The sequence below is a fragment of the Hydrogenovibrio sp. genome (assembly GCF_049975065.1).
Taxonomy (GTDB): Bacteria; Pseudomonadota; Gammaproteobacteria; order Thiomicrospirales; family Thiomicrospiraceae; genus Hydrogenovibrio.
In genome coordinates, this window is record NZ_JBNGDN010000021.1 from 1 (window position 1) to 20,994 (window position 20,994).

The following is a 20,994-nucleotide window of genomic DNA, read 5'->3' on the forward strand; positions in this document are numbered from 1 at the left end:
CCTCGTCCAGTAACTCTTTGGTAATGGCTTCGATGATTTCACTGGCTCCGACCATGGTTTTGATCTTGCCGCCGGCTAAAACGTACTCCTGTATGAATACCGCTTCAAACTGGTAGACAAAATAGCGTTGCGTTTGCGTCATTAGCTGTCCTCTTTTGGTGCATTTTGTTTGATTGGGGGGTTATGATTATCGTCAGTAAATTTTACAAAGGGATTAATTAGAACGATTCAGACACAAAATGACCATTAGAATTTACTTATCCTTGCCAACAGTCATTTTTATAATCATCCGTCTTTAGGCATGGTACTGTAGCGTAATTTTTTTTTGCAATGATCTTCACAAATTTGTGAAAGACGTTTTTGTGACAGGGACGGTCATAATAATGTCTAGCCATTTCAGCCGATTTTTAAGCGATTTTTAGAAGGATTTACAATGAATTCCGCCTTTAACAATCATCCCGATGCGCAACCGTTTTCGACCTCGCCCGGTGGTCACGGACGCCGCATTTTATTTGCCATCCTGGGCACGTCGCCTCAGATATTGACGGAAACGATTTACGCGCTGACACACGGAACCCCTGCGTTTGTGCCGGATGAAATTCATGTGCTGACGACCGGCATAGGCGCGGTGCAGTGCAAACGCGGGTTGTTTGTGGCGAATGGTGGCGGGTTTTATCAGCTGAAAAAGGCGTATGATCTGCCGGACATCGATTTTTCCCCTGACCATATCCAAACCACCTTGCGTGACGATGGTTCGGTGATTGACGATATTCGCAGCCCAGAAGACAATCAGGCGGTGGCAAACCATATCACCCGCTTGATTAAGTCATTTACCTCCGAGCCGGAGACCAGCCTGCATGTGTCCATTGCGGGCGGTCGCAAAACCATGGGGTTTTATGCGGGCTATGCTTTGTCGATGTTTGGCCGTCACCAAGATCAACTATCGCACGTTTTGGTGCAGGCGGAATTCGAGGGGGAACCGGAGTTTTATTTTCCAACGCCCGTGTCGGAGGTCTTCAGCTCCAAGCATTCCAAGGGCACCTATTTGGATAAGCAGGATGCTTATGTTGAACTGGCATTGCTGCCGTTTGTACGCATGCGCGATGCGTTGGATGATCGGTATCTGGAGAACATTGAGTGTTTTGATGACATGGTGAATGTCTTACAAAAGGAACTCAGTCATGTCAAAACCTCGGTGCGGTTGATGCCGTCCGAGCAGGCGGTTTACGTGGGCGAGACGCCGATCCCGCTGACGCAAACCAATTTTATTTTTTACTATTGGGCGGCGAAAAAGCGCCTGCAAAATGAGCCAATTTTTTACGATTACCAAGTGGGCGATGCGGTGTCGCTGAGACAGAGTAATGAGTTTTACAGCATTTTGGACGAACTCTACGCGGAAGGCAGCGATGCCTATATCACCGCGTGCGAGAAATGGGATGATCGTTTTATCAATGGCATGAAAAGTCGCTTTATCACCGACCGCCGCAATGAAATCAAAGAGGCTTTTTCCGCCCGACTGGGAGTGAATGCAGACGCCTTTTTAATTGATAAGTGCCCCCGCCAGAAAGCAGTTTGCCTGACCATTAAGCCGGAACAAATCCAGATGGAACCGCGTTAAAACAAATCCTTGAACGCAACCGGAGAAACATCATGGAAGTCTACGAAAACATTGTGTGGTTGCTGGACGGGATCGCGCAGTCTTGGGATTGGGTGAAATCGTTTGCTGGGTCTGTCTGGGACTGGGCGGTCACGCTCTTCTGGTGGGCACTGGGCTTTCTGGTCTTGATTGCCGTTGGCTACGCCAACAACTCAGGCGACACAAACGCCAACCAAAGCCGGTTTGATGAGGATTCAACCGATGACGTTGAAAGCGATTATTGGAATTACTTCCACGACTCCAACCATTCTAGCCATTCTAGCCATTCCAGCCTTTTTGATGATGAGGTCTTTTCATCGTCAAGCTTTGACGACGATCCCTTTCCATCGTCAAGTTTTGACGATGATTATCGTTAACGCCGTGCTTGAATTCTCGTCTCAGGTCTAGGCCAATTGCAGCCATCGCCCGAAAATCTCATAAAACATCAAGCGGACACTTTCCGCTTAACGTCATTGGTTCCATGGCATTTTAGCCAGCAGCAACCCCATGCCGCAGGTGTCGGTGATGCCTGCGAACACTAACCCTGTGCCGACAAATGCGCTTAAACCAAACCACATAGGGTTGATTAAAAAGCCTAACACCAAACCGATTAACACCAAGCTGCCCGCCACAATGCGCACTTGGCGTTCGATCGACATGACTTTATGCTGATCTTCAACCACATTGACCCCGAGCTTTTTCAGCTCGATCATGCCGCCTTCTATCGAAATGGCATTTTCATAGCCCAATTCGGCCATCTCTTCACAGCCTTTACCAGAACGGTTGCCACAGGAACACATTAAATAAAGTGTCGCATTTTTATCTGGAATGATGTCTGAAATATTTTCGCACAAATGATCCAGTGGCACATTTTGCGCCCCCTCAATGTGAGAGGCTTTAAATTCGGCTGGAGAACGGACATCAATCAGCAGATGACACTGTTTGTTTTTCAGTAATTCTTGAGCTTCTTCAGCAAGTATATGTTTCATAAAGACCTTTTGGTTCTTAAATTCAAGTTTCGTAAAACTGGGTTAAAAATACACATTTGAACGGTTGAACACGGCCATCAATATTACACGATTCCCTGGGATAACTCCCGAATTAAGGCCTTGCCAAGCCGATAATTAAGACCGCCAGCGGCCATGGCTTCGGCGGAGTTTTCCAGCACTTTTGCGCCGATCGCGCCGCCAAGTTGTGAGGTCAGTTCATCACTTAATAAGTCCAGCGCGGAGGTGATGGCGAGATTTTCCAATGCCACTTTCAGCAGGCGTACATTGGCCGCCCAACCGCCACGCAAACCATAAACTCGCGCAATCAAGCGCAGGGTGCGCAAGCTCATCCAGATAAACAAGGTGCTTTGTATCAGACCGTTGGGGCTTAAAAACGCCAAGCCGCCGGAAGTCATGGAGACTTTTTTCAAGGTGACGGCGGCTTCGGCGTGAATGGGTTTGACCACGCGCTCGCGGTAAATTTGGATGACTTCGCTGTTGCTGTGGTGTGGGCGTAAGCGGTGTTCAAAATCGGCAAAACACTGGGCGGAAAAACTGGTTTTCGCCACTTGAGCTGCACGTTGGCGCACAAACGCTAGGGTGGCGTCACGGTCGCCTTTCGCTTGGCAGTCGTCCAGAGTGGTCGTGCTGTTGATAAAACGCCCGATGGCGATATAGCCGCGCCATTCACGCACGATAAACAGCACTAAAACACTGATGAATAGCGCCAACAAAACCGCCAGGCCTGCGGCCAGAAATGGCATCGACGCCCACAGGGTGTGCAGAAACAGCCCCGCATCCACCACGGAAAACACCAGCAGCGTGACAACGGCCAGCACCAGCAGCCAGCCGCCCAATTTTAGACCGGAGCCGTTATGGGTCCCGAGTTTCCGCACAGGGTCATCTTCTGCTTTGTGACCGGATGTGGGCTCTAGCTGCGGTTGCGGAACCGACAAGGGCACCTCAACCCGTCTGGCGCGATAGTCGTCCTGCGGTGGGTGTGGTGGCTGCGATGTCTCTGGGTGACCTTGGCGTTCTCGGTCGGTCAGGTTGTTTTTCATAGTGTCATTTCGCTCCGATCAAATACTCAAACAAACGATCCAGACTCTGGGCGTGCTGCACCCGCGTCCACCAATCCTTGGGCACGGCGGCACGCAGCAGCGGGTAATGCTCGCTTTCTCCTAACCCAGCCATTTTTTGCGGAATCGGTTCAAAGGTTGTCTCGACATAGCCCCCAGTTTCGCCCTCGGACAGAGCCGATGCGTCCCGTGTGTATCGCAACTGATTGGAGGCTTGCCCAGCATCGGTGGTCTGAATGGCGGACACCAGAAAATGCTGAAAATCGACTTGCTGCTCGCTCAGTTGCGAGCGAGCGCCCGCGGTCATATCCTGCAGCAGCCCCATCAAGGCAGGCTGTTCCGACAAGGGCACCAAGTCCACTTTGGTCGCCACAAAGGCAACGCGCGAGCGATGCCCTTTCGACAAAAAGGCGGGGCGATACCACTTGCGTGCTCCGGTCACCAACACCGAGGCCAGATGACTGACGGATTCTTTTAACTGGTTCAGGTGCGCCCGCCCATGACTCAAACCTTCCAGCACATCCACCAGAATCACCTGTTTGTCGGCTTTGACAAAATAACGTTCACGCAACGGCTGCAGCCATTGGGTTTGAAAGTGAGTGAAACCGACTTGAAACCGTTGCGTCCAAGGGTGTGCCGGATCACTGCTGATGGCGGTCGGCAAAGGGGCAAACCCATATTGTCGCCAGTCGAACGCTTCGTTCGGCAACAGCAAGGCGCCGGGTTGCAACAGCGAAATCCCGCCGGATTTGGCGGCCTGTAGATAGCCCCGATAAGCCTGCACATACTCGTCCACCAAAGAGTCATCCGGCGTCTGATCGAAATCAAACCCCGCGACCCATTCTTGCCAGGCCTGGGCAAAGGTGCGTTGCGGGCGATTCATCTGTTGCGCCCAGGCGGCATTCGACCAGTTGGTAAAGGACTGATTCAACATAGGCAAATCGGTCAACCACTCTCCGGGATAATCGTAAAACCGGAACACCACCTGTTGTTTTCCGCCCAGCGCACGTTTCACCCAAAAAGTGGATTGCAGCGTCAACACCAGTTCAAAGCCATACACCTGTTCGGTGGCGGGCGGCCACTGACCGGCTTGCAGGGCGTCCAGATGCTCGGCCAATGGAAACACGGTTTCCCCAGCAATCGGCCGGACATCCACCGATGCGACCCGATCCAGTGGCAAGGCTTTCAATAAAGGCAAGCTCGCACTGGCACGATGGCGCTCCAACAACAGCGCCATCAGGCTGGTGAACAGCATCGACTTGCCACTGCGGCTCAAACCGGTCATGACAATATGGTGCACGTCCTGACTGCCCCAGTAAGTCAGCCAGTCACTGCCGGTCAGCAGCATTCGATCAAACGCCTCGGTGACCGAGTGCAACCCCTTTTTGCTCGCCATCTTGGTTTCAATCCCTCAATCGGTTGGCTTGCGGGTAAACACCCAGTTTTTTTCCGATGACAAATCCGGCGCAAAGCGATAACCGTCTGCCTCAAAGTATTTCAGATCCTCCACCTGCTCCACCTGATTCAGCGCCGCATAACGCGCCATCAGCCCTCTGGCGCGTTTGGCGTAAAAACTGATCATTTTATATTGACCGTTTTTCCAGTCTTTAAATTGCGGGGTAATCACCTCCGCCTGCAGTTGTTTTTTGTTCACCGCTTTAAAGTATTCATTGGATGCCAGGTTCACTACCAGATGGCTATCCTGTTCGGCCAACTGTTGATTGAGCACGTCGGTGATTTGGTCGCCCCAAAAGGCGTACAAGTCTTTGCCTTTGGCATTGGCCAGCTTGGTGCCCATTTCCAAACGATAGGGCAAAATTCGATCCAATGGCTTGAGCAAACCGTATAAACCGGACAGTATCCGCAGGTGATTTTGCAAATAGGTCAACTGAGACGGGGTTAAAGACGAGGCTTCCAATCCTTGATAGACATCGCCCTTAAACAGCAACACCGCCTGTTTCGCCTGAGCGTCGAACGGCCATTGCCAGTCTTGAAAACGCTGATAATTCAACTCCGCCAGCGCATCGCTCAAATGCATCAGCCCAGCAAGATCCACCGGCCCGAGCGGCTTGAGCTCGTCCACCAGTTGCTGCGCCTGCGTTAAAAACGCCGCTTCCGATGCGGGCACCGAATCCGGTGCCGGCGACTCATCCAAGGCTTTCGCCGGTGACACTAAAAACAACATCTTTTTCTCCTTAAAATGACGCCCCACTGGCGACGAAACCTAAGAGACGCAAAAAGGGAAGCCGTGCTTCCCTTTGAATTTTATTTGAACGGTCTTGAAACGAACCTGAAGCGGCCTTGAAGCGGTCTTGAAACCGTCTTTGCAAGGCTCGTTCACACCTTGTCTGGGGTCAATCCGACTTCTTCCAGAAAGCGACGCAACTGAGTGATTTCATCGCGGTTCGCCAGTTCATGCCCGTGGTGCGGCAGGCCCAGTGTAATCTCGGCATCACGCAGTTTGACATGGGCACGGTTGGCATTGGACACTTCAATCTCCGCGCCGAAGGATTCCAACGCGGCGGCCATTTTTTTCCAATCAATATTGGTGGCAATTGGGTGGGCAAAGGCTTTTTGAATAATCGCTTTATGCTTATGACTCATTGTATTTCGATTCCTACGGTTCTTGTTGTTTGTACAAACCCTAAACCCTATACTATACCCGAAATTGAGGCAAACGCGCCCAAATTCTTAACCGATGGCGCGTCACGATTCGACCCTATTCGACCCCATCCGACAAAACCACACTGTGTTCACTTTGATTGAAACGCTTGCTGCGCTTCGGCCAGGCGTTCTGGGGTGCCAATATCGTTCCAATAACCGCCATGAACTTCCCCCGTCACCAGCCCACGCCCCATTGCCTCACGAAGCAAGGGCGCTAAGGGCTGTACGCCCGCCGCCAGACCACGGAACAAATCCGGGTGCAATAGACTGATGCCCGAAAAGGTCCAGTCGCCTTGCGGCAGAACCCGCTCGCCGTCCAGGCCAAAGTCGCCTTTCGCTTTAAACGATGGGGTTGGCACCAGAATCAAATGCGCCAGCACCTCGTGCAAAAGCGGCTTTTTCACCAGGCCTGCAAAATCAAAGTCCGTCAACACATCGCCGTTCACCACGATAAACGGCTCAAGGTTGGCTTTGTCGGCCAGCAGATACGGCAGCGCCTGAATCACACCACCGGCCGTTTCCAGCCCACCTTCCGGCTCGGGCGAATACTGGATCTGCACCCCGTAAGCCGCGCCGTCTCCCAGCTTGGCTTCAATCTGTTCGCCCAGCCAGGCCTGGTTAATTATCAACTGCTGCACGCCTGCCAGCGCCAGCGCTTCGAGATGACGTTCAATCAGAGCCTTGCCCCCCACCATCATCAAAGGCTTGGGGCAGGCATCCGTGAGTGGACGCAAGCGCTTGCCGCGCCCGGCCGCCAGAATCATCGCCCTGCGCCCGTCTGATGAAACCGCATTCATACCGCATCCGCCTGCACGAATGGCGGCACAAGCGGCGACACCTGCATTGCCGGATAAACGGTTTCTTCCAGCAAGGCCATCAGCGCGCGGGTCTCGGCATACTGCGGTGCCACCTGCATCAAGTAATCGACCGTATTGGGAATGTCATTTAAATAGCCATCCTTGCCGTCTCGATGGAACAGGCGGGCAAAAATACCGGCGGCTTTCAAGTGACGCTGCACGCCCATTAAATCCATGGCTTTGACAAAGCCCTTCCATTCGTCTTTTGCCAAAACCTTCGCTTGCACCAACCGCAGAAAATACTGCCGCTGCCATTCCACCACCTGTTCGGGCGGCCAAGACACATAGCAATCTCGCAACAGCGACACCGCATCGTAAGTCAAAGGCCCTTGCACCGCATCCTGAAAGTCGAGAATGCCCGGATTGCCGGTGCCATCGACGGGCTGAACCATCAGATTGCGACTGTGAAAGTCCCGATGCACATACACCTTCGGCTGACGCAAAGCCGACCGCGTTAACGCCTCGGTCACATTTTGCCAGGCCTGGCGATTTTTCGCATTCAAACTCAGATTCAAATGCCGCGCCAGCAGCCAATCGGTAAACAGGTTCATTTCCGTGGTCAAGAGCGCCGCATCGTAATTCGGCAAGGTGTTGAGGTGGGTGTGGCCACGCGTCTGCAACTGCACCAGTGCCTGCAACGCATCGCTGTACAAGCTATCCGCCGTGTCATCCGACAAACGATTCAAATAGGTTTCCGTACCGAGATCCCGCAACAGCAAAAATCCTTGCGCCACATCCTGCTCCAGTACCTCCGGCACCGTCAACCCCATGCCCGAAAGCTGGTCAGCAATGCGCACAAAGGGTTCGCAGTCTTCATGCTGCGGCGGCGCATCCATAATAATCGCGGTGGTCACTGGCTGGTGTGGTCGCGCCACGTCAATGCGGAAATAACGCCGAAAACTGGCGTCGCTGGAAGCGGGTACCGGCTGAGAAACCGCCGCCCCGGCTAAGGCGGCACACTGGCTAAGCCAGTCCTGTAACTGTTGATAACGTGACGACATCGAACCTTTTTGACTCCTTTTCTCGAGACAGCAACAAACCAGGGCACTTAGTATAAGAACACCTATTTTAACGTTTACGGGGTAACGTCGGCGGCGTGTTTGCGGTAGAATACTGAATTTCCTTCATCATTTACGATTTCATTTCGGATGTCAATTCAAAGCCAGCGCTTTTTTTCAAACAGCTTTCTCTTGCCGACGGGGCTCACGACCTTAGCATTGATGCTAGCCGCCACGAATCTCAGCGCGGCAGAAAACAGTCCGTTTGCCATCAGCCCAGCCTCAAAGAACCCAGCGTGTCTTCCGGCTTGGATTGCCCCACCGCTCAGTCTGCCGCCGCCAAACACCCCCTTTTCAGCCGAAGCCGACCGCATTCAGCAGCCGGATGAACTGCACTATGAACTCATGGGGCGTGTTCAACTGAAACGCCCAGGCCTGGTGGTTTTGTCCGATCGCGTATTACTCAACCGCACGACTGAAGAGGCACGCGGATTCGGTTATGTGGAACTGCAACACGATGGCCTCATCGTCACCAGCGAAAGCGCCCGCCTCAACCAACAGCAGCAAACCGCGCAGCTCAAGGGGGCGCGTTATCAGTTTATCGACACCCGAGCACACGGACGCGCCCAACAGGTGGACGTGGATCAGATCGCCAATATTGCCGAACTGGATCACGCCAGCTACACCACCTGCCCATTGGTCTCCAGCTTTTGGCAAGACACTGACCAATACGACTGGGAACTGGAATTCGGCCACCTGCAGATCGACAACAACAAACGCCGCGTTTACGGCTACAACACCTGGTTGCATTTTCAAAACGTGCCGGTGTTCTACACCCCCTACATCGACTTTCCAATGGACGATCGCGCCAGCGGCTTCTTGTTTCCGACCTTCGGCAGCTATCGCCCGCTCACCAGCAACACAGCGGAAACCTATGTCGCCGTACCGTATTACTTCAACTTGGCACCCAACTACGATGACACTTTAACGGTCATGAAAATGCAGGATCGCGGCTGGGTGCTGGACAATGAGTTCCGCTACCAGTTGCCCGGTCAAAGCGCGGAACTGAGCCTAACCGGTCTAAACGACCAAGTCACCGCCCGGGACGGTTTGGCGCACCTTGACGAAAACGGCGACCTGACCTACGGCGACAAGGTCGAACAACGCTGGCGCGCCAAGCTGAACGCACGCCAGCAATGGGCACCGGGGCTGAACAGCGATATTTTATGGCACGAACTGTCCGATAAATATTTCTACACCGACATTCCGGTGGAAAGCGCACTCGACTCCGCCAGTTACACCGAGCGTTACCTGAATTTGAACTACAACCACGAAAACTTCCAGGCCGGTGTCCATGTTCTGAATTACCTGAGATTGCGTGACGATGCGCCTTATAATTACGGCACACGCCCGCGCATTTCGCTCAACTATTTCCACCCGTTTGAACAGGATGGCTTACGCAACTTCAGCGTGAATTTGCCGGTCGAAACCACCGAATTCCAAATTGACAAAGCCGCCAAAATGCCTGAAGCCCAGCGAAACGCTCTGTCGCCGTCGCTGCAATATCAATACCTCAAACCCTATGGTCAGCTCAAAGCCGAAGCGGTCGCCAATAAAGTGCACTATTATATGGAAGACAATGGCTACAACACCAGTGGACAAGACCAGCTCGACATCACCGTGCCGCAATTTGCCCTGCGCGGCAAACTCATCTTTGAGCGCGATTTTTCACTGGCCGGACAAAACCTGATTCAAACGTTGGAGCCTGAAGCGCAGTATCTGTATGTGCCCTATCAAAACCAGTCCGCCATTCCATTGTTCGACACCGACCACCGCAGCCTCGACTTCAGCAACCTGTTCAGCTACAACCGCTACACCGGCATGGATCGCATTGGCGACACCAATCAAGTGGCCGCCGCCCTCACCACCCGTTTTTTAAAACGGGACGGTACGCCCATTGCCGAAGCCGGTTTGGGGCAAATTTTTTACCTTGAAGACCGCAAGGTCACCCTCAACAACACGGACGCCGAGCAGCGGCAAAACACCCAGGCCGTTTCCGACTATTACCTTAATCTTGGGCTGACCGCCGGACCACTGTACTTTGCCTCCACCAGCCAGTACGATGTTGACAACTACGCGCTGACCAACAGCAACAGCCGCGTCAAACTGAGCCTTTCATCCGACTTTAATGTATTGGCCGCGCATCAGCTTACGGATCAGAACCAACCCAGCGAGCAAGAAAATGTCGCCGCCGGCATGACTTGGCAAATCACCCCAGAATGGGGACTGGGCGGCTACATTAATTATGACTTCACCCAAGAACGCAAAACCGAAATGCAAAGCGCCCTGCGTTACGACAACTGCTGCTGGGCCACGGAATTATCAGTTAAAGAAACACAACTGGACAATGGCCTGTATAATTACAGCTTTCTGTATTTAATCGAATTCAAAGGGCTCAGTTCAGTCGGCACCCCGTTCAAGGAATACCTGAGCGACAAACTGAACTTTTAGTCCTAAAATTAAGCCGCAGCCGATTGAGTTAAATCCGACAGGCTGCTCGCTCTTCATTCTCAGAGACTTGGATACCTGGCATGAATTTCACATTAATCTCCCAAAAACCGCTTCGCTTATTCGCTTGGCTGCCACTTTTGCTAGCACTGCTTTTTAACCAGGCCTGGTCAAAACCGATTCTGCTGGATCGGGTGGTCGCCGTGGTGAATGACGACATCATTTTAAAAAGCGAGCTGGACTATGAAACCGCGCTGGCCGAACAGGAATTACGCACTCGAAATATCGACATCGCCGATCAAGATGAACTGCAGCTAAAAGTGCTGGATCGCATGGTGATCGAAACCCTGCAATTGCAGCAGATTAAACAAATGGGGTTAAAAGTCTCCGACGAAGAATTGCTGACACAAATACAAGAAATCGCCGAACAGAACAACCTCACCATTATGGCGTTGCGCGACCGACTCAATTACAGCGCCCCAAACGGCTTTGAAGATTTTCGCGAGCGCATTCGCAAACAGATGCTGTTCCAGAAACTGCGCGAAGCCGAAGTGCTGTCGAAAACCCAAGTCACCGAAGATGAAATCAATAACTTTATCCAACGGCAAAAGCTGATTGAAAACAGTGACGAATACCGTCTAAAGCACATTTTGGTGAGCTTGCCGGAATCCGCCACCCCAGCACAAAGAGACGAGGCACGCGCTCAAGCGGAATCGATTCTGCAGAAACTGCAACAGGGCGAAGACTTCGGCCAAGTGGCGGTGCGTTTTTCCGATGGCAATAAAGCCTTGCAAGGCGGTGATCTCGGCTGGCTCACCCATGACCAGATTCCCACCTTTTTCGCCAAATCGGTCAGTCGCCTGAAACCGGGGCAAATCAGCGACATCATTCGCAGTCCGGTCGGTTTTCACATCATCAAGCTCGATGGTCAGCGCAACCAAAACAGCCAACTGGTGAAACAGTACCATGTGTATCGCTTTATTCTGCTGTCCGATGACGCCAAAAACGCCGGTCAACCCAGCAACACCCTGATCAGCCTCGCCAACAGCATCGACAGCTTGGAAAAGTTCAAACAGTTAAACGATCAATACTCCGACATTCCCGCCTCGGTGAATGCCAACGGCAATCTGGGCTGGCAAACAGCGCGAGAAATGCCGGCCGACTATTTCACCGCCATCGCGCCTTTGGAACCCGGACAAACTGCACGCCCGTTTGCCACGGACGAAGGCTGGGTGATTCTGTATCTGGACGGCATTCGGGAACAAGACAAAGCGCTGGATGACAAGCGCCAACATGCCATGGAAACCCTGCGGATGAAAAAAGCCAATGAAAGCTTTGAAATCTGGCTGCGCCGCCTGCGAGACGAAGCCTTAGTTGACATTCGCTACCGCGATCCCGAAATCATGAACCCTCAACCCACCCACAGTGAGGGCGACCCTCAAATCACAGGCGACTGAATGCAATCGGACACCCTCCCCCCCCCACCCTCATCCAACACAGCGGTTTCGAACAGTCACCGCTTGCTGGTCACGTCCGGCGAACCTGCTGGAATCGGCCCGGAACAGCTGGTGCAACTGGCACAGCAGGCCTGGTCGTTTGAATGGGTCGCCGTGGCCGACAAAACACTGCTGAAACAACGCGCCGACCAGATTGGGCTTCCCATCCAGCTGGTGGACTTTGATCCCGAACAGCCGCCAACGCCCAATCCGGCCGGAACCATCAAGGTCATACACCTTGATTTAGCCGTTCCGTCCAGGCCTGGCGAATTGGCGGTGGCCAATGCCGATTATGTTCTGACGATGTTGCACACCGCGATTCACGAATGTCAAAACGGCACCTTCGACGCCTTGGTGACCGGCCCGATCCACAAGGGCATTATCAATGAGGCGGGGTTGAAATTCAGCGGCCACACCGAACTGCTGGCCGAAGCCACCGGCACCGAACGCGTGGTGATGATGCTGGCCACGCCAGGATTACGCGTGCCGCTGGTGACCACGCACCTGCCCCTCAGCGACGTGCCCGCGGCCATTACACCGACCTTATTGACCGATGTCATCCGCATTCTGCATCAGTCCTTAAAAGATCAATTCAATATTGAATCACCGTGCATTTTCGTGATGGGACTCAATCCCCATGCAGGAGAAGACGGACATCTTGGGCGGGAAGAAATCGACATCATCATCCCCACATTGAACCGATTACGCGAAGAAGGTCTGCATCTGGTCGGCCCTTTACCGGCGGACACCATTTTCAGCCCCGACAATCTCAAGCAGGCCGATGCGTTTTTAGCGATGTATCACGACCAGGGACTGCCCGTTTTAAAATACGTTGGATTTGGTCAAGCGGTCAACATCACCCTCGGCCTACCGTTTGTGCGCACCTCTGTGGATCATGGCACCGCCTTGAGTCTCGCCGGAAGCGGAAACGCCAGCATCAACAGTTTTCGCTATGCCATGGAAGTCGCCATTGAAATGACCCCGAAAACGCTGCCAATGGAAAAGGACGCCTGAATGCCATCTCCTACCCGTTCGTCATCGCGTTCGCACACGTCCAGGCATCAGCACAAAAAACGATTTGGGCAGAACTTTCTGAATAACGGTCGCATTATTCAGCAAATCGTGCAAGCCATTCAACCCAAAGCGGATCAGCATTTAGTGGAAATCGGGCCGGGCGAAGCCGCGTTAACCCGCCCCTTAGTGGAAGCCGTTGACCGCTTGGATATTATTGAAATCGACAATGACCTGATTGCGCCTTTAACGCAGTCACTCGGACAGTTTCCAGCGTTTAAACTGCATCACACCGATGCCCTGAGCTTCGATTACCGTCAGCTATTGCAGAGCGAAACCGACCGGTTACGCGTGGTCGGCAACCTGCCATACAATATTTCCAGCCCCTTGCTGTTTCATCTGCTCGACTATGCCGCACACATCAGCGACATGCACTTTATGCTGCAAAAAGAAGTCGTGGAACGCATCACCGCCGCCCCGGGCAGTAAAACTTACGGCCGCCTCAGTGTCATGCTGCAATACGCCTGCGCAACGGAATATCTGTTTACGGTTGGGCCGGAAAATTTCACACCGCCCCCCAAAGTGGATTCCGCCATCGTACGCTTAACCCCTTACACCGACAAACCGGCTCAAGCTCGCAACGAAAGCGATTTGGCCGATACAGTGCGCCAAAGTTTCTCGCAAAAACGCAAAACCTTGAGAAACAACTTAAAAGGCTGGCTCAGTGACGAAGACATTGCCGCCTGTGGCCTGCTCGGCTCCGACCGCGCGGAGCAACTCAACGTTGCGGATTTTGTCGCGCTGGCCGATCGCTACACTGAGCGCAAAGGGAGTTAAGATGGCGACCTATATCATTGGCGATTTGCAAGGCTGTTTCGACCCGCTTGTCAAACTGCTGGAAGACATTCACTATGACCCAAACGGTGACACCCTCTGGTTCGCTGGTGATATTGTTAATCGCGGCCCTCAATCGTTGGAATGTTTGCGTTTCGTAAAATCAGTAGTGGAAAGCGGTCACGGCAAAATGGTATTGGGCAATCACGACTTTCACCTGCTGGCGGCTTACGCGGGCCTGGCAAAATATCGCAGCAAGTCGGATACACTGGAAGCCATTCTCGACGCCGAGGAAGTTGACGAACTCATCGACTGGCTGCGCCGACAACCCTTAATGGTCAAACACGACTTTTTCCCAGCCGTTATGGTGCATGCGGGCATCCCCCCACAATGGTCAATCCATGAAGCGCTGGAACACAGTCGAGCCGTTGAGGCACAGTTGCAGTCAGATGATTGGCAGGAATACATTCGCCACCACTTGTTCGGTTCCGAACCGCGTGAGTGGCAGGATACCCTGAGCGGCTGGGATCGCATTCGCTACATCGTCAATGCGTTTGCACGCATGCGCTATTGCAGTGCGCAAGGGAAATTGGAATTTAAACAAAAGATGTCGCCGCAAGCACAGAAAAGTGATCAAAGCCCAAAACGCTATCTACCCTGGTTTGCTCACCCGAACCGCCGAAACAAAGATTTCGAGATATTCTTCGGCCACTGGTCTACGCTCGGTGCCGTGGACGCCTATAATATTCATGCCACCGACACCGGCTGTCTTTGGGGCGGTTTACTGACCGCCTATTGCCTTGAAACCCACAAACGGCATACAATAGAGTGCGATGCGGCACGTCAGCCCAAACCCTCTAAAGAATGAAAAACAATCTGACAAACCTGAAACCTATCGACACAATCCTATGACACAAGAGCCTAACTGACCCAACATGGACACAAATGCGCTACCCGATTCATCCCAAGCGGATGTGCCCTTGGAACCCAGCGTTCCAACCGCCGAAGAAATGCTGGAACGTTTGCATGACGTGAATCTGGATGATTTCGACATCACCGCCATTACCGATGAATTAAAAGGCAAAAATGCTTGGTTGTTTGTCCTGACCATGCCGATTACCGCCATACTCTTGGTACTGTTTACCTTAATTGGCACCTTCGCAACGGGCTATTTCATTTTCAGCTTTATTGCGGCCGCAAGCGTGTTATTTGTCATCGGAAAAATGATTGATCAGTATGAACAGAAATTCCGCTACCAAGCACGCCTGGAAGTCATGGAGCGGATTAAAGAGACCGAAACCGATGAAGGCTTGATTCCGCACTTTAAGGATTTTTTACCGAAAAAATACCGCCACCTATGGCAAAGTCTGAAAAAACACAATTACATTTACATCGATCAATACATTGCCGCGGTGACCTTATTGCAGCAGCGGCTGGACAGCGAAAAGTTCATTCGTATCTGGCGCCTAAAACACCCGGAAACCGCGCCAGACTATGAACAAGATTATGATGAAGACTCGGCTGAAATGGAATCGGCTCAACAACGCTAAGATACGTCCCACTACTTCCGACTGCAGAATCACAAAAAATCGACATAAGTGCGTACAAAGGTGATATAATCAATGAATTTATGATCTGTCATTACCTTCACTCAATGCCAGTGAGTTTGATTAGATAGAATTGGTAGGATTCATAAGATTAAATAAGAATTCAACGCGCTAAATTCGCACGGTTAAGCCTTAGGGAAACCCTGAAAGGTCTTTATGATTTTTATCCGAACACAAAGCCAGACAACAACACGAAAATTAATACCATAAGAGAGATTTTAAATGCACTTACCGACACGCCCCATTCAACCAGAAGATCATGTATTAATTGCATTGGGCCACAATGGCCACCCCACTTTTAAAACCATTCACACGGATGAAGCCTATCTCGAACAACTTGGTAAGCATTTAGTCACTTGCAAAAAATCACAGTACGAAACCCACATGGTTGTCTCATCACACAACGTTTTTACCTTAACCAATCCGGATTATCGCTTTGACGAAGCGCTGGATCAAATCATCCGCAACCTGATTCTGGAGAAGTACCCGAAAACGCTTTAAAACTGACTGCCTTTAAAAACTTACAGCAGAAGCAACAACAAAGCCCGGCGGTTAGCACTCATGAATCGAGGAATGGAAGATAACCGCTCAGGCGAGAACATTCGCACTAGAAGTGGTTCTGTAGATAGGATTGGAATTCTTTCAGCTCAGATCGCATCTGATTCAGCAACTTAAGAGTGTCATCCGATTCACCACCGGACAGATTGGCCATATTGACCGAGCTGGATTGACTGAGACGCGCCTTGGCACCCGGAATGGTAAAGCCCTGTTCATGCAGCAGCGATTTAATTTCAATCACCAGCTCAACATCCGTTCGCTGATAATAGCGCCGCCCCCGTCGTTTACTCGGTTGCAGCTGAGGGAAAACTTGCTCCCAATATCGCAGCACATGCGCTTTGAGCTGACAGAAATCACTGACTTCCCCGATGGTGAAATACTTTTTATCGGGTAAGTCAATCTCCAACTGCTGGGGCGCGTCGGCTGGATTAGGCTTGTTAGACTTGGCCATAATTATCTATTTGAGCGCGCAATTTTTGGCCCGGCTTAAACGTCACCACACGACGCGCCGAAATCGGCACATCTTCACCGGTTCTCGGGTTTCGACCAGGCCTGGCACTTTTGTCTTTGAGTTCAAAATTACCAAACCCGGACAACTTAATCTGCTCACCTTTGATCAGCACTTCCGACATTTCATTGTAAAACTGTTCAACCAGCTCTTTGGATTCACGTTTATTAAAGCCGAAATTATCGGACAGGGTTTCTGCCAGATCTGCTTTGGTCAATGCCATACTCATTCCTTTCTCAACAAAAACGTTACATCGTTCAAAGCGCGATCAATCAGACCTGGTTGAACGATGCTTTTTAAACGATGCTTTTAATACTCATTAAACCTTTTCAAGGCCATGAATTCAAGCCATGATTTGCATTGCTTGAGCGCCACCCACACAAATCAATGACGCAACTGTGCCCCCACGGTTTGTGCAGCCGTGTCAACAACCCGCGCCACTAGGGCGTCCACTTCCTCATCCTGCAAGGTCCGTGCAACATCCTGCATTCGCAATGTCAATGCCACACTCTTCTGGTCGTCGCGCAAGCCTGTGCCCACATAGAGATCAAACACATCAACCCCTTGCAAAATAGCCGATTCCACCGACTGAATGGCTTCCAAAAGCGCCGCCATGGGAAGGTCTTTAGCCACCACAAACGCCAGATCCCGTTGCACTTCTGGAAACTTGGAAATGGGGCAGGCGGCCGGAACAGGGGCTTGTTCAATCGCATCCAAGCGCAGTTCAAACAAAAACACCTTACCCGACACACCCGCCGTCTTGATCAGGCTGGGGTGCAATTGCCCCATGCGGCCGACGACTTGCCCGTCTTGCAAAATCGCCGCCGACTGTCCGGGATGAAATATTGGATACTCACGCGCTTGGAACACCAGCTGTTCGGCTTGGTGACTCATCGCCAGCAAGGTTTCCACATCGCCTTTTAAATCGAAAAAGTCCGCCGCACGCGACTCGCCACTCCAGTGGGCTGGATGCACATTTCCGACAATGGCACCGCCAATCATCGGCGTCTGCTGGGTTTCACCGTTTTGGCGAGTGAACACCAGTCCGCTTTCAAAAATACGTACCCGACTTTGTTGGCGTTTCTGGTTGTAAGAAATCGTCTGCAATAATCCTGGGAATAAAGTCGTCCGCATGGCGCGCATATCATCTGAAATCGGGTTTTGCAACAAAATCGCGTCGTGCTCAGGCACCAACTTCGATTGCAGCCCTTCTTCCACAAACGAGTAGGTCACCACCTCAAAGTAACCGCGGTTGACCAAGGCCATACGTATGGCGTGCAATTCCTGCTCGGACTCCGGCAAAGAGGGTAAGCGCATCGGCGCCTGAACCTCGGTATTCGGCAGATTATTGTAACCGTAAACACGACCAACCTCTTCAATGAGATCGGCTTCAATCGCCATATCAAAACGATAACTCGGCGGCGTCAGGCTCCAACCGTCCGCCTCGGGTTGGATGGCAAAATTTAAACGCTGGAAAATCGCTTCGATCTCATGAGCAGGCAACGCCACGCCCAAAAGTTTCAGTATCCGTTCGCGGCGCAACAGAATCGGTTTCGGAGCGGGTAAAGCGTCGGCATTCACCTCGGCCACCACCTCGGAAACCACGCCACCCGCAATCGCAGTAATTAGCTGCAACGCTCGCTCTAACGCTCGCTCCGGCAAAAAGGCATCAACCCCCCGCTCAAAACGGTGTGACGAATCCGTGTGCAAGCCGTATTGGCGGGCTTTACCGATAATGGACAGTGGATTGAAATGCGCGCATTCCAAAAAAATGCGATCCGTGGCGTCCGACACAGAGGTGGAAAGCCCCCCCATAATACCGGCCAGTGCAATCGCACCGGAAGTATCCGCAATGACAAGCGTGTCTTCTTGGAGGGTCAATTCTTTTTCATCGAGCGTGACCAACTTTTCACCAGGCCTGGCATAACGAACGGCCATCACCCCATTCAGTTTGTCGGCATCAAAGGCGTGCATGGGTTGGCCCAGTTCCAGCAAGACGTAATTGGTCACATCCACCAAAAAACGCTTTGGGGTTACCCCACTGCGAAGCAATCGCTGCTGCATCCAAAGCGGGGTTTGCGCTTTCGGATTCAAGCCTTCAACCAAACACCCCAAGTATTTCGGACACGCCTTGGCGTCGGCCACGGAAACCGCCTGAGAACAGGCACCGGTTTTTGCTACCTTGACATCCGCGTAAGGCACTTTAAACGGCGCTTGACTGATGGCGGCGACGTCTCTTGCAAGGCCTTCGACGCTTAAGCAATCGGCGCGATTAGGCGTTAGATCAACATCAATGACGCAATCATCCAAATCGAGAAAACGACGCACATCTTCCCCCACTGGAGCATCAGACGGCAACACATACAGACCATCCACACCGTCATCCGGCAAGCCGATTTCAGTGGCACCGCACAGCATTCCATTCGATGGCACCCCGCGCAACTTGGCTTTTTTGATTTTAAAATCACCGGGCAACACGGCTCCGACTTTAGCACAGCAGGCTTTCATGCCTGGCACCACATTCGGCGCACCGCAAACGATTTGCAGTGGCGCTTCCTCACCGACATCGACTTGCGTCACATTGAGCTTATCGGCGTCTGGGTGCTTCTCGACGGACACCACTTCACCGACAACCACATTGGAAAAAGCCGGTGCCACCGAGGTAACCGCATCCACTTCCAAACCGGCCAAACTGAGTTCTTCCGATAATGTTTGGGTATCCCAGTCCGGGTTTACCCACTCTCTTAACCAACTTTCACTTACTTTCATTTTTGTTATTCCCGCCAGGCCTGGCAACTTGTCAAATGAGCGAGTTCGGGCAAAAAAAGTTTGCTTTTCTCACTGAAAACACTGTATTCGTCAGGCTGATTGATTATTTAAACTGATTGAGAAAACGTAAATCGTTTTCAAAAAATTGACGTAAGTCTGTGACGCCATAACGCAACATCGCAAGGCGCTCCACCCCCAGACCGAATGCAAAACCGGTATATTGCTCCGCATCCACCTTCACGTTCTGCAAGACATTCGGATGCACCATGCCGCAACCTAACACCTCTATCCAACGACCATCACCAAACAAATCAGTGGCAATATCCACCTCCGCAGAAGGCTCGGTAAAGGGAAAATAAGACGGTCTGAAACGCACTTTTAAGTGTTCGTCTTCGAAAAACTGACGTAAAAAATCAATAATTAGGGTGCGCAATTGCGCGAAACTGGCGTTTTCTTCGATCACCAGACCTTCTACCTGATGGAACATTGGGGTGTGTGTCTGATCCGAATCGCAACGATAGACTCTTCCCGGAGCAATAATGCGCATCGGTACTTCCTGGTTCTCCATAGTCCGAATCTGCACACCGGATGTATGGGTTCTTAACACCGTCTTTTCATCCACATAAAAGGTATCGTGCATGGCACGCGCCGGATGGGTTTCAGGAATGTTTAAGGCTTCAAAATTATGCCAATCATCTTCAATTTCCGGTCCGGTTTCGACATCGAACCCGGCTTTTGCAAAAATGGTTTCGATACGGCGCAAGGTACGCGTCACTGGGTGCAGCCCACCTAAATCAAGATCCCGCCCCGGTAGGGTCACATCCACCGTCTCGCCCGCCAGTTGAGCGGCAAGAACCGCGGCTTCCAATGACCGTTTTTTATCGCTTAACAACGTTTGAACGGCCTGTTTGGCTTCATTGATTATTTGCCCGGCTTTCGGTCTTTCTTCGGCGGATAATTGGCCAAGCGTTTTCATCATCGCGGTCAGTTCCCCCTTTTTACCGAGGTACTGAACCCGAATATCGTCAAGGTGCGCCAGTTCCGAGACGGACTCCATCGCTTCTTGGGCTTGCGACACAAGCTGTTGCAGTTTATCTTGCATGATCTCAACGACCTTTTTTAGTATTAAGAGAACCCGTGCTATCAGCACACCGTTCTCATCAAAATCAGGATCGGGCTTGAACGGTGAAACGTCAACGCTTCACACCCGGTTTAGCGCCATAAACGGCGAATAGAATGGGTTCTTTACACCATCGACAACACGGCTGGATTTATTTTTAAACTCAACTGACCCTACTCGTAAGATGCTCACCCAAATATTCAACTTCGGTTCTCCGAGAATAAAAATAAAAAAGGAGCTTATTGAAAGCCTGAAACCCCATTAAAAATCGGTTTCAAACTGCCAAAAGCTCCTTTAACCCGAAGACTGCGTCCGTAGGCATTGATTTTAACCCCTCAATCTAAGAAATACCTTCTGGGA

At 51.7% G+C, this 20,994-nt stretch carries 20 protein-coding genes; 9 read left to right on the forward strand and 11 right to left on the reverse strand.

Annotation, left to right across the window (positions count from 1 at the left end):
• Positions 1-433 precede the first annotated feature (433 nt).
• Both csm6 and ACP5D0_RS04225 read left to right on the forward strand, forming a co-directional pair.
• Positions 434-1,618: a CRISPR-associated ring nuclease Csm6 gene (gene csm6 / locus ACP5D0_RS04220; RefSeq protein WP_472364339.1), complete on the forward strand. Its 1,185-nt coding sequence runs from the start codon at positions 434-436 to the stop codon at positions 1,616-1,618.
• A 32-nt stretch (positions 1,619-1,650) separates the two neighbouring features.
• Complete coding sequence (locus ACP5D0_RS04225; protein ID WP_472364340.1) at positions 1,651-2,013, forward strand: hypothetical protein; 363 nt, start codon at positions 1,651-1,653, stop codon at positions 2,011-2,013.
• Between the two features lie 93 nt (positions 2,014-2,106).
• On the opposite strand, the gene ACP5D0_RS04230 is transcribed toward ACP5D0_RS04225, so the two are convergent.
• The 7 genes from ACP5D0_RS04230 to ACP5D0_RS04260 all read right to left on the reverse strand — a co-directional run bounded on the left by ACP5D0_RS04230 (position 2,107) and on the right by ACP5D0_RS04260 (position 8,226).
• The gene (locus ACP5D0_RS04230) at positions 2,107-2,625 is read right to left on the reverse strand and encodes a rhodanese-like domain-containing protein (RefSeq protein WP_472364341.1); all 519 of its coding nucleotides are present in this window, start codon (positions 2,623-2,625) and stop codon (positions 2,107-2,109) included.
• Positions 2,626-2,708: 83 nt separating this feature from the next.
• A complete protein-coding gene (locus ACP5D0_RS04235; RefSeq protein WP_472364342.1) occupies positions 2,709-3,686 on the reverse strand; it encodes a DUF697 domain-containing protein in 978 nt (325 codons plus the stop codon).
• A 4-nt stretch (positions 3,687-3,690) separates the two neighbouring features.
• On the reverse strand, positions 3,691-5,100 hold the full coding sequence (locus ACP5D0_RS04240; protein ID WP_472364343.1) for a YcjX family protein: 1,410 nt from the start codon (positions 5,098-5,100) through the stop codon (positions 3,691-3,693).
• 15 nt (positions 5,101-5,115) lie between these two features.
• On the reverse strand, positions 5,116-5,889 hold the full coding sequence (gene yaaA, locus ACP5D0_RS04245; protein ID WP_472364344.1) for a peroxide stress protein YaaA: 774 nt from the start codon (positions 5,887-5,889) through the stop codon (positions 5,116-5,118).
• A 152-nt stretch (positions 5,890-6,041) separates the two neighbouring features.
• On the reverse strand, positions 6,042-6,308 hold the full coding sequence (locus tag ACP5D0_RS04250; RefSeq protein ID WP_472364345.1) for a hypothetical protein: 267 nt from the start codon (positions 6,306-6,308) through the stop codon (positions 6,042-6,044).
• A gap of 149 nt (positions 6,309-6,457) precedes the next feature.
• The gene (murU, locus tag ACP5D0_RS04255; RefSeq protein WP_472364346.1) at positions 6,458-7,165 is read right to left on the reverse strand and encodes an N-acetylmuramate alpha-1-phosphate uridylyltransferase MurU; all 708 of its coding nucleotides are present in this window, start codon (positions 7,163-7,165) and stop codon (positions 6,458-6,460) included.
• Positions 7,162-8,226 carry an aminoglycoside phosphotransferase family protein gene (locus tag ACP5D0_RS04260; RefSeq protein ID WP_472364347.1) on the reverse strand — a complete coding sequence of 355 codons (1,065 nt, stop codon included), beginning with the start codon at positions 8,224-8,226 and terminating at the stop codon, positions 7,162-7,164. Before ACP5D0_RS04260 ends, murU begins: the two co-directional genes overlap by 4 nt.
• Positions 8,227-8,445: 219 nt before the next feature.
• On the opposite strand from ACP5D0_RS04260, the gene ACP5D0_RS04265 reads away from it, so the two are divergent.
• From ACP5D0_RS04265 to ACP5D0_RS04295, 7 genes are all read left to right on the forward strand, one after another.
• Positions 8,446-10,734, forward strand: a complete 2,289-nt coding sequence (locus tag ACP5D0_RS04265; RefSeq protein WP_472364348.1) for an LPS-assembly protein LptD — start codon at positions 8,446-8,448, stop codon at positions 10,732-10,734.
• A 137-nt stretch (positions 10,735-10,871) separates the two neighbouring features.
• On the forward strand, positions 10,872-12,188 hold the full coding sequence (locus tag ACP5D0_RS04270) for a peptidylprolyl isomerase (protein ID WP_472364349.1): 1,317 nt from the start codon (positions 10,872-10,874) through the stop codon (positions 12,186-12,188).
• On the forward strand, positions 12,189-13,241 hold the full coding sequence (gene pdxA, locus ACP5D0_RS04275; RefSeq protein WP_472364351.1) for a 4-hydroxythreonine-4-phosphate dehydrogenase PdxA: 1,053 nt from the start codon (positions 12,189-12,191) through the stop codon (positions 13,239-13,241).
• Positions 13,242-14,075 carry a 16S rRNA (adenine(1518)-N(6)/adenine(1519)-N(6))-dimethyltransferase RsmA gene (gene rsmA / locus ACP5D0_RS04280; protein WP_472364352.1) on the forward strand — a complete coding sequence of 278 codons (834 nt, stop codon included), beginning with the start codon at positions 13,242-13,244 and terminating at the stop codon, positions 14,073-14,075.
• 1 nt (position 14,076) lies between these two features.
• Positions 14,077-14,940 (forward strand): symmetrical bis(5'-nucleosyl)-tetraphosphatase, encoded by an 864-nt coding sequence (locus ACP5D0_RS04285; protein WP_472364353.1) that lies wholly within the window; start codon positions 14,077-14,079, stop codon positions 14,938-14,940.
• Between the two features lie 67 nt (positions 14,941-15,007).
• Entirely contained in the window at positions 15,008-15,622 is a 615-nt protein-coding gene (locus ACP5D0_RS04290; RefSeq protein WP_472364354.1) for a hypothetical protein, read from the forward strand.
• Between the two features lie 279 nt (positions 15,623-15,901).
• Complete coding sequence (locus ACP5D0_RS04295; protein WP_472364355.1) at positions 15,902-16,180, forward strand: hypothetical protein; 279 nt, start codon at positions 15,902-15,904, stop codon at positions 16,178-16,180.
• 106 nt (positions 16,181-16,286) lie between these two features.
• On the opposite strand, the gene ACP5D0_RS04300 is transcribed toward ACP5D0_RS04295, so the two are convergent.
• The 4 genes from ACP5D0_RS04300 to pheS all read right to left on the reverse strand — a co-directional run bounded on the left by ACP5D0_RS04300 (position 16,287) and on the right by pheS (position 20,616).
• Entirely contained in the window at positions 16,287-16,688 is a 402-nt protein-coding gene (locus ACP5D0_RS04300; protein WP_472364356.1) for a MerR family transcriptional regulator, read from the reverse strand.
• Complete coding sequence (locus ACP5D0_RS04305; protein WP_472364357.1) at positions 16,675-16,968, reverse strand: integration host factor subunit alpha; 294 nt, start codon at positions 16,966-16,968, stop codon at positions 16,675-16,677. The genes ACP5D0_RS04300 and ACP5D0_RS04305 overlap by 14 nt, the downstream gene beginning before the upstream one ends.
• 161 nt (positions 16,969-17,129) lie before the next feature.
• Positions 17,130-19,514, reverse strand: a complete 2,385-nt coding sequence (gene pheT, locus ACP5D0_RS04310) for a phenylalanine--tRNA ligase subunit beta (RefSeq protein ID WP_472364358.1) — start codon at positions 19,512-19,514, stop codon at positions 17,130-17,132.
• A gap of 103 nt (positions 19,515-19,617) precedes the next feature.
• Positions 19,618-20,616 carry a phenylalanine--tRNA ligase subunit alpha gene (pheS, locus tag ACP5D0_RS04315; RefSeq protein WP_472364359.1) on the reverse strand — a complete coding sequence of 333 codons (999 nt, stop codon included), beginning with the start codon at positions 20,614-20,616 and terminating at the stop codon, positions 19,618-19,620.
• Positions 20,617-20,994 lie beyond the last annotated feature (378 nt).

Excerpts from the sequence above, each read along its gene's own strand:
- csm6 (WP_472364339.1), top strand. The coding sequence starts at position 434 with ATGAATTCCGCCTTTAACAATCATCCCGATGCGCAACCGTTTTCGACC.
- ACP5D0_RS04225 (WP_472364340.1), top strand. The coding sequence starts at position 1,651 with ATGGAAGTCTACGAAAACATTGTGTGGTTGCTGGACGGGATCGCGCAG.
- ACP5D0_RS04230 (WP_472364341.1), bottom strand. The coding sequence starts at position 2,625 with ATGAAACATATACTTGCTGAAGAAGCTCAAGAATTACTGAAAAACAAA.
- ACP5D0_RS04235 (WP_472364342.1), bottom strand. The coding sequence starts at position 3,686 with ATGAAAAACAACCTGACCGACCGAGAACGCCAAGGTCACCCAGAGACA.
- ACP5D0_RS04240 (WP_472364343.1), bottom strand. The coding sequence starts at position 5,100 with ATGGCGAGCAAAAAGGGGTTGCACTCGGTCACCGAGGCGTTTGATCGA.
- yaaA (WP_472364344.1), bottom strand. The coding sequence starts at position 5,889 with ATGTTGTTTTTAGTGTCACCGGCGAAAGCCTTGGATGAGTCGCCGGCA.
- ACP5D0_RS04250 (WP_472364345.1), bottom strand. The coding sequence starts at position 6,308 with ATGAGTCATAAGCATAAAGCGATTATTCAAAAAGCCTTTGCCCACCCA.
- murU (WP_472364346.1), bottom strand. The coding sequence starts at position 7,165 with ATGAATGCGGTTTCATCAGACGGGCGCAGGGCGATGATTCTGGCGGCC.
- ACP5D0_RS04260 (WP_472364347.1), bottom strand. The coding sequence starts at position 8,226 with ATGTCGTCACGTTATCAACAGTTACAGGACTGGCTTAGCCAGTGTGCC.
- ACP5D0_RS04265 (WP_472364348.1), top strand. The coding sequence starts at position 8,446 with ATGCTAGCCGCCACGAATCTCAGCGCGGCAGAAAACAGTCCGTTTGCC.
- pdxA (WP_472364351.1), top strand. The coding sequence starts at position 12,189 with ATGCAATCGGACACCCTCCCCCCCCCACCCTCATCCAACACAGCGGTT.
- rsmA (WP_472364352.1), top strand. The coding sequence starts at position 13,242 with ATGCCATCTCCTACCCGTTCGTCATCGCGTTCGCACACGTCCAGGCAT.
- ACP5D0_RS04285 (WP_472364353.1), top strand. The coding sequence starts at position 14,077 with ATGGCGACCTATATCATTGGCGATTTGCAAGGCTGTTTCGACCCGCTT.
- ACP5D0_RS04290 (WP_472364354.1), top strand. The coding sequence starts at position 15,008 with ATGGACACAAATGCGCTACCCGATTCATCCCAAGCGGATGTGCCCTTG.
- ACP5D0_RS04295 (WP_472364355.1), top strand. The coding sequence starts at position 15,902 with ATGCACTTACCGACACGCCCCATTCAACCAGAAGATCATGTATTAATT.
- ACP5D0_RS04300 (WP_472364356.1), bottom strand. The coding sequence starts at position 16,688 with ATGGCCAAGTCTAACAAGCCTAATCCAGCCGACGCGCCCCAGCAGTTG.
- ACP5D0_RS04305 (WP_472364357.1), bottom strand. The coding sequence starts at position 16,968 with ATGGCATTGACCAAAGCAGATCTGGCAGAAACCCTGTCCGATAATTTC.
- pheT (WP_472364358.1), bottom strand. The coding sequence starts at position 19,514 with ATGAAAGTAAGTGAAAGTTGGTTAAGAGAGTGGGTAAACCCGGACTGG.
- pheS (WP_472364359.1), bottom strand. The coding sequence starts at position 20,616 with ATGCAAGATAAACTGCAACAGCTTGTGTCGCAAGCCCAAGAAGCGATG.